Annotated in this window: 11 protein-coding genes; 7 read left to right on the top strand and 4 right to left on the bottom strand. The window is 70.6% G+C overall.

Annotation, left to right across the window (positions count from 1 at the left end; translation table 11 throughout):
* Nucleotides 1-153: 153 nt before the first annotated feature.
* Together JKJ07_RS43070 and JKJ07_RS43065 are read right to left on the bottom strand one after the other, a co-directional pair.
* A complete protein-coding gene (locus tag JKJ07_RS43070) occupies nucleotides 154-2,229 on the bottom strand; it encodes a 2Fe-2S iron-sulfur cluster-binding protein (RefSeq protein WP_202997810.1) in 2,076 nt (691 codons plus the stop codon).
* A gap of 199 nt (nucleotides 2,230-2,428) precedes the next feature.
* On the bottom strand, nucleotides 2,429-3,208 hold the full coding sequence (locus JKJ07_RS43065; RefSeq protein WP_202997809.1) for a siderophore-interacting protein: 780 nt from the start codon (nucleotides 3,206-3,208) through the stop codon (nucleotides 2,429-2,431).
* Nucleotides 3,209-3,300: 92 nt separating this feature from the next.
* On the opposite strand from JKJ07_RS43065, the gene JKJ07_RS43060 reads away from it, so the two are divergent.
* The 4 genes from JKJ07_RS43060 (at nucleotide 3,301) to JKJ07_RS43045 (ending at nucleotide 6,368) form a co-directional block, all read left to right on the top strand.
* On the top strand, nucleotides 3,301-3,924 hold the full coding sequence (locus tag JKJ07_RS43060; RefSeq protein ID WP_202997808.1) for a TetR/AcrR family transcriptional regulator: 624 nt from the start codon (nucleotides 3,301-3,303) through the stop codon (nucleotides 3,922-3,924).
* Nucleotides 3,925-3,989: 65 nt separating this feature from the next.
* Nucleotides 3,990-4,604: a permease-like cell division protein FtsX gene (locus tag JKJ07_RS52090; RefSeq protein ID WP_202997807.1), complete on the top strand. Its 615-nt coding sequence runs from the start codon at nucleotides 3,990-3,992 to the stop codon at nucleotides 4,602-4,604.
* Entirely contained in the window at nucleotides 4,601-5,152 is a 552-nt protein-coding gene (locus JKJ07_RS43050) for a SigE family RNA polymerase sigma factor (RefSeq protein ID WP_307834720.1), read from the top strand. Before JKJ07_RS52090 ends, JKJ07_RS43050 begins: the two co-directional genes overlap by 4 nt.
* A gap of 58 nt (nucleotides 5,153-5,210) precedes the next feature.
* Nucleotides 5,211-6,368: a lycopene cyclase family protein gene (locus JKJ07_RS43045; protein WP_202997806.1), complete on the top strand. Its 1,158-nt coding sequence runs from the start codon at nucleotides 5,211-5,213 to the stop codon at nucleotides 6,366-6,368.
* A gap of 69 nt (nucleotides 6,369-6,437) precedes the next feature.
* Here the strand turns inward: JKJ07_RS43045 and JKJ07_RS43040 are convergent, their stop codons facing one another.
* Nucleotides 6,438-7,472, bottom strand: coding sequence for an NADPH:quinone reductase (locus JKJ07_RS43040; protein WP_202997805.1), 1,035 nt, complete (start codon nucleotides 7,470-7,472; stop codon nucleotides 6,438-6,440).
* Between the two features lie 297 nt (nucleotides 7,473-7,769).
* Between JKJ07_RS43040 and JKJ07_RS43035 the strand changes: the two genes are divergently transcribed.
* Nucleotides 7,770-8,324, top strand: coding sequence for a DUF1062 domain-containing protein (locus JKJ07_RS43035; RefSeq protein WP_307834719.1), 555 nt, complete (start codon nucleotides 7,770-7,772; stop codon nucleotides 8,322-8,324).
* A gap of 33 nt (nucleotides 8,325-8,357) precedes the next feature.
* On the opposite strand, the gene JKJ07_RS43030 is transcribed toward JKJ07_RS43035, so the two are convergent.
* Nucleotides 8,358-9,032: an ankyrin repeat domain-containing protein gene (locus JKJ07_RS43030; protein WP_202997804.1), complete on the bottom strand. Its 675-nt coding sequence runs from the start codon at nucleotides 9,030-9,032 to the stop codon at nucleotides 8,358-8,360.
* A gap of 131 nt (nucleotides 9,033-9,163) precedes the next feature.
* On the opposite strand from JKJ07_RS43030, the gene JKJ07_RS43025 reads away from it, so the two are divergent.
* On the top strand, nucleotides 9,164-11,740 hold the full coding sequence (locus tag JKJ07_RS43025; RefSeq protein ID WP_202997803.1) for a hypothetical protein: 2,577 nt from the start codon (nucleotides 9,164-9,166) through the stop codon (nucleotides 11,738-11,740).
* Between the two features lie 97 nt (nucleotides 11,741-11,837).
* A complete protein-coding gene (argG, locus tag JKJ07_RS43020; RefSeq protein ID WP_202997802.1) occupies nucleotides 11,838-13,253 on the top strand; it encodes an argininosuccinate synthase in 1,416 nt (471 codons plus the stop codon).
* The last annotated feature ends 3 nt before the right edge of the window (nucleotides 13,254-13,256 follow it).

The following is a 13,256-nucleotide window of genomic DNA, read 5'->3' as shown; positions in this document are numbered from 1 at the left end:
CCGCCCCGGGTTGACGTGCAAGACGTGCCCTTTCGGAATGCCGTAGAGGCACTCCCCGGGGCGGTCAGCCGTGAACGGCTAACCCGGGGAGCACCCGACCACCTGCTGCGTTGATCGGTCTCACCTCCTCGGGCCGTCGGAAGGCGCGATCTATCAGTCCGGGCGTCGTCCCGGGGCGCCGGCGGGCTCGGCGACGGCGACGGCGATGTCGAGGGTGACCGGGGACAGCGGGCAGCTTTGACAGGCCAGCACGTAGCCGTCGTCGCGCGGCTGAGTGACCGAACCCGCGCGAAGCCGCACCTTGCAGTCACCGCAGCTGCCGACCGTGCACGAGTACGGCATCGGCAGCCCGGCGGCCAGCCCGGCGTCGAGCAGCGTCTGACCGGGTTCGACCACCGCTGTGCCGACCGGGCGACCGTTCTCCTCGACGGTCAGCGGTTGCGGCACGGTCGTCGTCGCCGCGAGCTCGCCGCCGCTCGTGAAACGCTCGCTGTGCACCCGCTCACCCGGAATGCCCAGCCCGGTGAGCACCTCCTGCACGGTGTCCATCAGCGCGGTGGGCCCGCATACGTAGTAGTGAGCGTCCGGGCCGGCGGAGAGGCCGACGATCCACCCCCGTACGCGGTCCGCGTCGAGCCGCCCGTCACGGCCGGTCAGCACGTGGGTGACGTCCGCCGGGAGCCGGTTCAGCTCCTCGCCGTAGATGACCTCCTCGAGGTTGCGGCTGCTGTAGAGCAGCGAGACGCGGCCGGCTAATCCGGCGCGAATCATGCTCATCATGGGCGTGACCCCGCTGCCCGCCGCGATCAGCACCAGCTCGGTCGGCGGCTGCGAGCCGGTGTGAAACGTCCCCGACGGTCCACGCACGGCCAGGCGATCACCGGCGCGCACATTGTCGTGCACGTGGGTCGAGAACCGGCCGCCCTCGACGCGCTTGACGGTGACCTCCAGGCGCGGGCCCGGCGCGGAAGCGGCCGAGTAGGCCCGGCGTACGGGAAGGCCGTCGATGTCGGCGACGAGCGTGAAGAACTGGCCGGGGAGGAAATCGAACGAACCCCCGTCCTCCAGTACGAGGGTGACCGCGCTCGGCGTCTCGCGGCGCACCTCGGCCACCCGGACGTCGCGCAGCGGATTCTCGGTGCCGCCGCCTCGACGCGCCTCGACGGCGACCTCCCCGTAACCCTCCTTGCGCAGCCCCGACCGGTAGGCCCGGTTCATCACGAACCGCAGCAGGCGGGTGATGCCCGGGATCGTCCCGACCGCCCGCAGCAGGAAACCCTGCGACGAACCTGCGGCCAGATGCTCGCTCGCGATCGCCATCAGATCCGGCGCTTGCCGCACGTGGGCGTCGGGGTTCCACATGCGCGAGCGGGTGACTGCGTGGTTTCCGGACAACTCGACGTGCTCGACATCGATCAGGAGAGCGGCGTGCGGTGGCTGCCCGCGCAACGCCATTGTCGCCAGCAGCCCGGGATCGTCCGTGATCAGCCCCCGCCCGCGGATGTGCAGCACGCCGTTGCGTCCAGGCACGAGCGCAGCGAGCGCGATCCGCTCATCATCGAGCAAGTTGTGCAGCGTGTCCGCGCGCTTGTTGCCCTTCCGGTCCGGAATCGCAAGCGTCCGCCCATCCAGAATGCGCGCAACCGTCCCCTGGTCGCCGCGCGGGCTGGTGTCGCTACCCCCGCCCGCGTCCCAAGTAGAAACCGCCAGAAACGGCGACGCGCCTAAGAACTCAGCAACACCTTCCGCGCGCAGAGGCCCGTCATCCTCGATCACTGCGGGCTGCTCTAGTGCTGGCGGTGGCTGCCACAATCCGGCGCGTAAGACTGCTTGTGCGCAATGAACGTACGCTTCGGCGACTTCGATGGTCGTTCGTGCTCGTTTGTGCGCGGCCACTGTTCCGTTGACGCGCAGGACCTCGCCCACGCCGGGCAGCAGGAAGAAGAACGAGACCGGCCCATACGGCTCCCCGCGCTCGGGCAGGTCGAACGAGAACCGGGTCGGGGAGTCCACCCGTACGAAACCGGGGGTGCCTCCGACGAACGTGGTGCGGCTCGTCCCTTCGGCGTCGCGATAACCGAACGCCGCGATCGGACAACGGGCGAGCACCATCACGCAGCCTTTGTCGAGCACGTCGATCTGCTTCTGCATGATCACCGCGGGTGGCCGTCCGATGATCGCCTCGACTGCGTCGGTCGTGCGTAAGCGATGCTGTTCGGTCAGTTCCATAGGTGTTCCTCTCGGACGAGCACGAATCAGCCCGCGCTTGAACAGCCTGGGCATGAACAGGCCGCGCTAGCGCAGGCCGGGCATGAGCAGGCCGCGCTTGAACAGCCCACGCATGAGCAGGCCGGGCATGAGCGAGACGGGTACGGATCAGCTGGATGCGGAGACCGGGTGGGGGACGGTGCGGCGCAGGCTGGCGGGGTCAGCCGGGGGCGGAGCGGCCCACGCGCCAGTAGCCGAAGAATGAGATGTCGCGTTTGGGTACGCCGCGGTCGTTGACTAGATGGCGGCGGACGGAGGTGGCCAGGCGGGATTCGCCTGCGGTCCAGGTGTAGAAGCGGTCGGTGGACAGAGTGGCGTTCTTGAGGACGTCGAGCACGACGTCGCCGGGGCGGTGGCCGTTGCCGCTGGACCAGTGGATGCGCGGGTCGGGGCGGATGTCGGCGGGGGTCGCCACCTCCACGTACGCCTCGGTGGTGACCGTGGGTGGCGTCCCGTCGAGGATGGCCAGGATCGCGGGCAACGCGGTCTCGTCGCCGACCAGCAGTTGGTGTTCGACCTCGGCCGGGCGTCGGTACATCGTGCCGATGTCGAAGATGCCCGCGGGGCTGCCCGGCGAGGCCCGGCGCACCCAGGATGACATGGGCGAATTCCCGTGCACGGCGAACTCGATGTCGAGCTCCTCGTCGGCGGGGCGGACGCGCCGGATCGTCAGGTTGCGCACCCATGGGCGTACCGACTTCGGCTGCAGCAACAGCTGGGCGATCCAGGCCTCGCTGGAGACGGTCGGCATCCGCAGCTCGGCCTGGCCCTCGCGGGGGAAGAACAGCCGCACCGCCTGATCGTTGCCGGCGACGACCAGATCGCGCACGGCCGGGCCGCCAAGGGTCAGGCTCGCGAAGCCGGGAGTCAGCAGCTCGCGGCGGCGCACCTCGAGGGTGATCATCGTGCGGGAGGCCGGCAGTTTGACCTTAGGGATCATGGCAGGGTCTTGTTTTCGCAGCTCACCACATTATTGTGAGTAATTGCTCAGCTCTTTGCTACTCGCTTTTGCCGCCAGGGAAGGACCCTCGGATGCCGTCGGCCGACCGCCGTCTTCAGCCTCGTCGCAAGCCCCGTCAGGTGCGGGCCGAGCTCACGCGTGACCGCATCCTGAACGCGGCTGCTCACATTTTCACCGAGCACGGGTACGCCGCCGGCACCACCAACCACATCGCCGAGCACGCGCGCGTCTCGATCGGCTCGCTCTATCAGTATTTCCCGAACAAGGACGCCATCCTGGCCGCCCTGCTGGTGCGGCACATCGACCGCGGCGCCTGGACCGAGGCGGCCGACCTGGACCTGACCGAGGGCAGTCTGCAGGCCACCGTACGGGCCCTGGTGCGCGACGCGATCGACAACCACAGCGACGATCCGCGGCTGCTGCGCATCATGATCGAGGAGGCGTCGTTCTCGCAGGAGCTGCTGGACGCGATCGACCGGCACGGCCGGCTGCGCGTCGGCCAGGTGCGGGAGGTGCTGGCCCGGCATCCGGACGTGCGGGTGACCGAGCTCGACACCGCCGCCGAGCTCATCCTGTTCACCGTCGAGATGAACACGCACAAGATCATGGCCGATCCGCGGTCCGTCACCGTCGAGACGTTCGAGTCCGAGCTGGTCAACATGGTCACCCGCTACCTGCGCGGCGATCAGATGTGACCGAATCCGGGGTCCACCCGGTCTTAGTGGGCAGAGACCGAGCGGACGAGTGAGGGAAACGAACAGTGGATGCAAACCTGCGGGACCAGTTCGACCGGGCGGTCGGTCACGACCCCGGCGCCGATCCGTCGGCGATGGCGCACACGGCGATCCTCGAGGGCGGCCGCGTGCGCACCCGTCGGCGCCGGCTGGCCGCGGCCGGGGTGGCCGCAGCGGGCCTGGTGCTGGCGGCGGGGGTGGGGACCGCCCTCAACCTGCGGTCCGAGGCGCCACCTCCGCCGCTGACGATTCCCGCCGCCATGATGCCGCTGGCCGCCCCGGGCTGCTCCGAGGGTGCGGTGCAGAGCGGCGCGACCGATGTGTCCATGTTCCTGACCTACGAGGCGACCGAGCAGCAGCGGTCGGCGATCCGGTCGGCGCTCGACGGCGACGCGCGCGTGGAGTCGTCCTACTTCGAGAGCAGGCAGACGGCGTACGAGCGCTTCAAGAAGCTCTGGCAGGACAGCCCCGAATTCGTCGCGTCGGTCGGCCCGGAGTCGCTGCCCGAGTCCTTCCGGGTGCGGCTGACCGAGCCGGCGCCGTCCACCGCCTTCGAGCGGCAGTATGCGGCGATGCCCGGCATCCAGGACGTCGTCGGGCGGACCTGCCCGCCGGACGCCCCGGTCGGTGGGGTCAAGTGACGGACACGGTGGTGCCGCCCCGGTCGACCGGCTGGACCCTCACCCGTCGCCGCGGCAAGGCGGCCCGTGACCAGGAGTTCACGGCCTTCGTCGAGTCGACCGCCACCCGGCTGCGCCGCAGCGCGTACCTGATGTGCCGGGACTGGCATCTCGCGCAGGATCTCACCCAGCAGACCTTCACCAAGATGTACGCCTCCTGGGAGCGGCTCAAATCGGGCACGAACCTCGACGCGTACAGCCGGCGGGTGCTCATGAACCTCGTCTTCGACCAGCAGAAACGGCTCAAAGGCTCGGAGATCGTGCTGGCCGAGCTGCCCGATCGGCCGGACGCCGCCGCGAACCCGGAGCTGCGGCTCACGCTGGTCGAGGCGCTGGCCGGGCTGAGCGTCGAGGACCGGGCCGTGCTCGTGCTGCGGCACGCCGAGGACCACAGCGTCGAAACCGTGGCGACGATTCTCGGTGTCTCGTCGTCCGTGGTCAAAATGCGCAACACTCGCGCACTGAGCAGACTGCGAACACTGCTCGGAGACGATTTCCTCGACCGCTGAGGACGTCGGACCGGGCCCGCGGCGGAGGTGAGCGAGCACCGCGTGGCAGGCTGGGGCGGTGAGCGCACCCGTCGAAGCCGACATCGTCCTGGTGGGCGGGGGTGGCGCGGCCTCGCTCGTGCTGGCCGCGCTCGGCCGCGAGCGGTTGCCCGGCGTAAGGGTGGCGGTGGTCGACCCGGTGCTCAAGCGCGGCCAGGACCGTACGTGGGCGTTCTGGGGTTCGCCCGGCACGGCGCTCGACCCGCTGCTCAGCGCAAGCTGGGACGACGTCGACGTGGTGACCCCGGCCGGGCGCCGCACCCTGTCGCTACCACCCCTGCGGTACGCGATGCTGCGCTCGGCGCCCCTGTACGAGCTGGCGGCCAAGACCGACGCCGTCCGGATCACCGCGGCGGCCGGCACCGTGCTCGACGACGGTGACCGGGTTGTCGTGTCGGATCCGGACGGGACACCCCTCGTACGGGCGGCTTGGGCCCTCGATTCCCGGCCCCGGCCCCCGCGCCGGGCCGGGCGCACGAACTGGCTGCAGCATTTCCGCGGCTGGTGGCTCGAGGCTGCGCGTCCGGTGTTCGATCCTGATCGCGCGGTGCTGATGGATTTCCGTACGCCGCAGCCCGCGCGCGGCGTGTCGTTCGGTTACGTGCTGCCCGTGAGCGACCGTTTCGCGCTGGTCGAATACACCGAGTTCTCGCCCGCGCGGCTGACGGACGCCGAATACGACCGGGCGTTGCGCGCCTACGCCGACCTGATCGGGCTCAATGTGGCGGAGTTGCGCGTACGCGAGGTCGAGGACGGCGTCATCCCGATGACCGACGGCCCGTTCGACTCCCGGCCGTCCCCGCGCGTGATCCGGCTCGGCACGGCGGGCGGCGCCACCCGCCCGTCGACCGGCTTCACGTTCTCGGCCATGGCCCGCCAGGCCGGCCGGATCGCGCAGGAGGTCGTCGCCGGTCGCCCGCCCGTGCCCGACCCGCCCTACCCGGCGCGCCACCTGTGGATGGACGCCGTGCAACTTCGCGCACTCGATCGCGGCCTGGTCGACGGGGTGGCGTTCTTCGACCGGCTCTTCGACCGCAACCCAGCCTCGCTGGTGCTGCGCTTCCTCGACGGCACGACCAGCGTGGGGGAGGATCTGCGGCTGATGGCCTCCACCCCGCTGCTGCCGATGACCCGCGCGGCCGCCGGCGACGCCGTCGCGCGCCTCCGCTCACGCTGAGCGCGTGGTGCGCACGTTGAGCGCGTGGTGCGCATGTTGAGCGCGTGGTGCGCACGTTGAGCGCGCGTCCTAGCTCAAGCGCCCGTCTTCGCTCACATTGACGAGCACCTTGCCGACCGCGCCGTTCTCGACTGCCACATGCGCGCCGGCGGTGTCGCTCAGCGGGAACGAGGTCAGCGGCAGGCCGTGCTCCTCGCCGACCGGCAGCGCGCCGTCGCCCACCGCCGCCGCCAGGTCCTCCGCGCCCGCGGTCAGCGCCTGCTCGCCGACGGTGTAGAGCACCAGGAACTGGAAGCGCGTGTTGAGCGACATGTTCTGCCGCACGTCGAGCTCGACCGTCTTGCCGCCGTCGTTCGCGTACGTGGCGATCGTGCCCCGGGTGCGCAGCACGGCCAGGTCGAGCGCCAGGTTCGCCCCCAGCGCCACCTCGGCGACGATGTCGACCCCGTCCGGCGCGATCGCCCGGATCTCGGCCGCCGGGTCGCCCTCGCGATAGTTGACCACGTGGTGGGCGCCGGCCGCGGTGGCCAGCCGGGCCTTCTCGGGCCCGCTGATCGTGCTGATCACGGTCGCGCCGGCCCAGCGGGCGAGCTGGATCACCGCGTGGCCCACCGCCCCGGCGCCACCCGCGGCCAGCACGACCTTGCCGTCAAGGGCACCCTTCGACAGCCGCCGCGGGCCGTCCTCGGCCACGGTGAGCGTGCGGTGCGCGGTCAGCGCGGGAACGCCCAGCGAGGCGCCGAGCTCGAAGCTCGCGTCGTCGGGCAGCGCAATCGCCCGGTTGGCGGGCACGACGGTGAACTCGGCGGCGGTGCCGGTCGGGCGGCCCGCGGTGGCCATGAACAGCCAGACCCGCTCGCCGACCCGGCCCGCGTCGACGCCCGGCCCGGTCGCGTCGATCACACCGGCGCCGTCGAGATGCGGGGTGACCTCGGGGAACTGCTTGGGGTTGGTGGCGCCGGCGCGCGTCTTCCAGTCGGTCGGGTTGACGCCCGAGACGGCCACGCGCACGCGGACCTCCCCGGGGCCTGGCGCGGGCGGCTCCCGGTCGACCAGCCGCAGCACGTCGGGGCCGCCGTTGTCGCTGTAGATGATGGCCTTCATGCCGTCCATAATCGCTCGCCTCGGCCGTGGGCGCGCTGTTAGCGTGCGGGCGTTCTGATCGCCTTTCGAGGACGGGCCCTTGTACACCAGCTGAGACATTCACCGCGCCGAGCAGGCAGCGCGCCGGGCCACAGGCCGCGCGTAGCCCTCGTGCGCACTGACGTCCCGCACTGACCACGCGAGTGCGGCGTGCCGTGGTGACACCCGGCCGCCACTCGCGTCTCCGTCGTGCGCGGACATCCTCCGCGGAGCCGTGTCTCCGCCCTGAATGTCGCAGTAGAACGGCTTTTTCCACCGGTGATCGACAACCGAACAACGCAGTGGCTGGTGTGCCCGACGGGCCTCCCGCTCATCCGCCGTCGTTGCCTGCGCTGCCCGTCGGCGCGCTACCGGGCGCACGGCAAGTTCCGCATCAACGCCAACCACAAGCTCCTCGACGTCTGGCTGCTCGCCCTGTGCGCCCGGTGCGGGGAGACCATCAAGCTGACCGTCCTGGATCGGGCCAACGTCCGCACGATCGACCCGGCCATGCTCGACCGCTTCCACGACAACGACGTCACCCTGGCCGCCGAGCTGCTGACCGACCCGGCCCTGCAGCGCCGCAACAACGTGACGCTGGACTGGGACGACGCGTGGACGATCGAGAAGACCGAGGACTGCCCGTCCCCGGTGATCCACACGTCGGTGCGTTTCGCTCAGCGGATTCCGCTCCGGCTGACCACGCTGCTCGCGGTCGGCCTGGAGGTCTCCCGATCCGAGATCCACCGCCGGCTCGCCGACGGCACCCTGTCCTCACCCCACCGCCTGACCGGGAGGTCCTCCAGCGACTTCAGCTTCACCCTGCGGAGATAACCCGCCTCGCGGTTGCGGCCCCGGAGCGCGGGGTCAGGGACCGAAGACCCACTCGTCGGCCTCGACCCTGATCGTGAGCTCGCCGTCCTCGGACTCCAGCCGAAGCGTCGACGAGTTCAGGGAGCCGCCGAGCAGCCGCCGCCCGGTCAGGGAGGCCAGCCGGTCGGGCTTGTGCGCCGGCTCGACCCGGGTCTCCCCGTGCTCGTCCATCGCGTAGGACGGGTACGGGGAGAGCGGGGACAGCAGCAAATGGTCGCCCATCCCGTGCACCTGGACCGTCACGCCGCCCTCGAAGGTCAGCCAGAAATGCAGCAGGCTCTCGGCGTCGCCGTCCCGCCGTCCCTCGAACCAGTGCCGCGCCTCGGTCACGGCCTCGATCCGGCGCCCGATCCAGCCGCTGAGCACCCACGCCCGCAGCAGTTCGGCGGCGAGCCAGTGGCCCCGCGACTCGGCCTCCCACACGGGGGTCGAGTTGCGCTCGCCGATCCGCAGCGGGTCGGCGCCGCGGGCCAGCAGCAGGGCGGTCGCGTCGACCTGAAGCGGGCCGCCGCCCTGGTGGAAGCCGTCGATCTCGACGTCGATGGCGTGCCGCAGCAGCGTCCAGCCGTCGCCGTTGTCGTCCTCGACGTCCTGGCCCGCGTCGAGCAGGTCGCGCAGCAGGGGCAGGTCGAGATGCTCGACGGCCAGGTGGGCCGGGGTGATCGCCATGACGGGCTGCCTTCCGGGGTGTGCTCGAGAAGATCGTCCACGACGGAAAATCCGGTCCGCAAGTCAAAATCATCGATGTTAAGCTCCGGCGCCCCCGCGACGCAGAAGATCGGGGGCAACGGGGAGAACACATGAATCGCACCGTACGTGCGCTGCTGTCAGCGGCCGCCGCCACGCTGACCGCCACTACTGTCCTCGTCGGACTCGCGACCGGGCCGGCCCAGGCCGAGACCTACGGGAGCGTTCCGCTCAAGGGCTGGTCCTACGTCGACAAGGCGCAGCCGTCGACGCCGAACCCGGATCCGGACGGCGACTACCTGATCGGCAGCAGCGCGGATCCGTCCGGGCTCAAGCACACCGGCCGGGCCTACTTCACCTTCGACCTGACTCAGCTCAAGGGCCAGGTGCTGCACCGGGTCACGTTCTACACCACCGAGCGTACGGTCGTGGACTGTTCGCGGCTCGCCCCGATCGAGGTGTGGCGCACCAAACCGGTCACCTCGACCACCACCTGGCAGCACACGCCGAAGGAGCTGGAGCTGCTCGGCGAGCGGTCCTACGGCAGCGGCACCACGATCTGCCCCGGGGCGTACATGGGAATCGACATGATCCCGGCGATCCAAGCCGCGTTCGCGCGCGGCGAGAAGACCCTGACGCTCGGGGTGCGGATCAAGGCCGGCAGCGAGGGTGACGCCACGGTCGGCCGGACGATGGCCCAGGCGCGGATGAGCTTCGCGGCCAACCACGCGCCCAAGGTGAGCGGGCTCAAGCTCAAGTATCCGGACGGGGGCTGCGGCACGCTCGCGAAGCACCCCACGGCCGGGTCCCGGATCCAGGTGCAGGCCACGGTCACGGACGCCGACCCCAACGACCACCCGCAGACCCGGTACGCGTACTGGCCGGTCGATCGCCCGGACGAGCGCCGCGAGTCCTCGTCGCCGAACCTGAGCCTGAGCGGGCTCGCGGACGGCACGGTGGTCGCCTGGACCGCACGCGGTGAGGACTACGACGACGCCGGTGCGTGGGGGAAGACCTGCTACTTCACCGTCGACACGATCGCCCCGGCGGTCACCCCGATCGTCTCCTCGAAGCAGTATCCGAGCAACGACTACCCGGGCACGGGCGGTCCCGGTGTGCCGGGCACGTTCGTATTCGACGCGGCCGGTGACGTCGACGTGGTCGGCTTCGACTGGGGCGGCATGGACGGCGGGCTGCTCGAGCGGGTCACCGCCAACCACCCCGGCGGCCGGGCCAAGGTCACCATCACGCCCAGCCGATGGGGCAGCGGCCGGCTCGAGGTGGCCGCCCGCGACGCGGCCGGCAATCGTGGGCCGTTCGTCGAATACCGCTACCAGGTGCGCAACTCCGCGCCGTTCGTGTTCGTCGACGTCGCCGGCGTCGGCCTGACCAGTCGCGTCACCCTCTCCTCGCGCCTGCCCGAGACGACCGATCTCGGGTACGCCGTGGACGGCGGCCCCGAGAAGCGGCTGGCCGCGGTCGACGGCAAGGCCGCGGACGACGTGGTGTTCACGAGCGTCGGCACCAAGACGGTCGTGGCCCGGGCGTACGCGGGAAGCAAGATGATCGGCGCCGAGACCGTGCAGGTCACGGTTTCTGACGCCCCGAAGATCACCTCGGCCGACTTCGACTGGACGAAGGACCCGGTCGAGGGGGTTCCCGGGTCGTTCACCTTCGCCCCGCGCACCACCGGCGTCGTGTCGTACGTCTACCAGTTCGCCGGCGGCGACGAGAAGACCGTCGAGGCCGATGCGGACGGCCGGGCCGTGCTGGTGTGGACACCCGACCGTGGTGGCTCCTTCGGGATCACCGTGTCGTCGGTGGACGAGTCGGGCCACCGCTCGCAGCCGGCCTCGCTGTCGTTCTCGGTCATCGCGCTGCGGCCGGAGGTGGGCGTGTATGGCTTCGAGCATCACGTGGGTGAACCGATTCCCGTCTGGGTCTGGACCTACCTGCCGGACGCAGCCGCCCTCGTCTACAGCCTCGACGGCGGCCCGCAGCAGACGACCGGTCTCTCGAACAGCTTCGAGGTGGTGGCCGAGCGGGCCGGAGATCTCGTTCTCCGGGTGTGGGTGAAGCGGGCCGACGGGTCGCTGTCGCCGCCGGCCGAGGTGGTCATCCCGGTCAGTTCGGCCCCGCGGGTCGCCGCCAAGGGCCCGTTCGGCGAGGCCGCGGTGCTGGGCCGCCCGGTGTCGCTGACCTTCACCGCGGGGGTGCCGGGCACGACCTCGTTCCGGTATTCGGTCTCCGGCGGCCCCGAGCAGACCGTCCCGGCCGGCGCCGGCGGCACGACGACGGTCACCTACGACGTCCCCGTGGACGCCGGTGAGATCGTGGTCAGGGTGGCCGGCCTGACCGCCGACGGCACGGCGTCGCAGACCAACGCCTTCCTGGTGCCGTCGCAGAATCCGGGCGTCGAGGTCAGCAGCACGTGGGCCTACGACCCGGGCGGGCCCGGCATCCCCGGCCAGTTCGGCTTCTCGGCCTGGGACCTGACCGACGTGACCACGAAGTTCCTGTGGCACGTCGACGGCGATCCGGTGCAGGAGGTCGAGTACGACTGGTCGGCCTGGGAGACCGTGGCCTCGTACACGCCCGAGCGTGCGGGCGAGCACACCCTGTACGTGCAGCGGGAGTTCACCGACGGCTCCCGGTCGCCGGTGACGACCGTACCGTTCGTGGTCGGCTGATCTTTCCCCGCAGCGACGGCCCGGTCCTGGTGACCGGGCCGTCGTTCGTTCGGGGTGCCGTCTCGCATAAAAATGTGGAGTGGTGCATAATCACCTCGTGACCAAGGTTCTGTCTTCTCTCCCGGTCGGTGAACGTGTCGGCATCGCGTTCTCCGGTGGCCTCGACACGTCGGTAGCGGTCGCGTGGATGCGCGAGAAGGGCGCCGTGCCCTGCGCCTACACCGCCGAGATCGGCCAGTACGACGAGCCCGACGTGACCTCCGTGCCCGAGCGCGCCATCGCGTACGGCGCCGAGCTCGGCCGTCTCGTCGACTGCCGCGCCGCCCTCGTCGAGGAGGGGCTCGCCGCCCTGGCCTGCGGCGCCTTCCACATCCGCTCGGGCGGCCGCACCTACTTCAACACCACCCCGCTGGGCCGGGCCGTCACCGGCACCCTGCTCGTGCGGGCGATGCTCGAAGATCAGGTGCAGATCTGGGGCGACGGCTCGACGTTCAAGGGCAACGACATCGAGCGCTTCTACCGTTACGGGCTGCTGGCCAACCCGTCGCTGCGTATCTACAAGCCGTGGCTCGACAAGGACTTCGTGACCGAGCTCGGCGGCCGCAAGGAGATGAGCGAGTGGCTGCTCGCCCACGACCTGCCCTACCGTGACTCGACCGAGAAGGCGTATTCGACCGACGCCAACATCTGGGGCGCCACCCACGAGGCCAAGTCGCTCGAGCATCTCGACAACGGCATCGAGCTGGTCGACCCGATCATGGGCGTCCGGTTCTGGGATCCCGAGGTGGCCATCGCGACCGAGGACGTGACGATCGGCTTCGCCGAGGGCCGCCCGGTCACGGTCAACGGCAAGGAGTTCGGCTCCCCGGTCGACCTGGTGCTGGAGGCCAACGCGATCGGCGGCCGCCACGGCCTGGGCATGTCCGACCAGATCGAGAACCGGATCATCGAGGCCAAGAGCCGCGGCATCTACGAGGCGCCGGGCATGGCGCTGCTTCACATCGCGTACGAGCGGCTGGTCAACGCCATCCACAACGAGGACACGGTGACCAGCTATCACAACGACGGCCGCAAGCTGGGCCGGCTGATGTACGAGGGCCGCTGGCTCGACCCGCAGGCGCTCATGCTGCGCGAGGCCCTGCAGCGCTGGGTCGGCAACGCCGTCACCGGCGAGGTCACCCTGCGCCTGCGCCGCGGCGACGACTACTCGGTGCTCAACACGACCGGCCCGGCGTTCAGCTACCACCCCGACAAGCTCTCGATGGAGCGCACCGAGACGCCGGCGTTCGCCCCGGCCGACCGGATCGGCCAGCTGACCATGCGCAACCTCGACATCGCGGACAGCCGGGCCAAGCTCGAGCAGTACGCCCAGCTCGGCATGGTCGGCAGCCCGCAGGGTCTGGTCGGCGCCCTGCCCGCGGGCGGCGCCGAGGAGATCGCGTCGCGCGGCGCCGTCGCCCCCGGCAACGACGACCTGCTCGACCAGGCCGCCATGGAGTCCGGCACCGACTGACCC

Source organism: Paractinoplanes lichenicola (assembly GCF_016785085.1).
Taxonomy (GTDB): domain Bacteria; phylum Actinomycetota; class Actinomycetes; order Mycobacteriales; family Micromonosporaceae; genus Actinoplanes; species Actinoplanes lichenicola.
Note: the sequence above shows the minus strand (reverse complement) of the source record. Positions and strands in the feature narration are given on the sequence as shown.

What these genes read in the sequence shown, in the direction of transcription:
- JKJ07_RS43070 (WP_202997810.1), bottom strand. Translation starts at nt 2,229, where the DNA reads ATGGAACTGACCGAACAGCATCGCTTACGCACGACCGACGCAGTCGAG.
- JKJ07_RS43065 (WP_202997809.1), bottom strand. Translation starts at nt 3,208, where the DNA reads ATGATCCCTAAGGTCAAACTGCCGGCCTCCCGCACGATGATCACCCTC.
- JKJ07_RS43060 (WP_202997808.1), top strand. Translation starts at nt 3,301, where the DNA reads ATGCCGTCGGCCGACCGCCGTCTTCAGCCTCGTCGCAAGCCCCGTCAG.
- JKJ07_RS43040 (WP_202997805.1), bottom strand. Translation starts at nt 7,472, where the DNA reads ATGAAGGCCATCATCTACAGCGACAACGGCGGCCCCGACGTGCTGCGG.
- JKJ07_RS43030 (WP_202997804.1), bottom strand. Translation starts at nt 9,032, where the DNA reads ATGGCGATCACCCCGGCCCACCTGGCCGTCGAGCATCTCGACCTGCCC.
- JKJ07_RS43025 (WP_202997803.1), top strand. Translation starts at nt 9,164, where the DNA reads ATGAATCGCACCGTACGTGCGCTGCTGTCAGCGGCCGCCGCCACGCTG.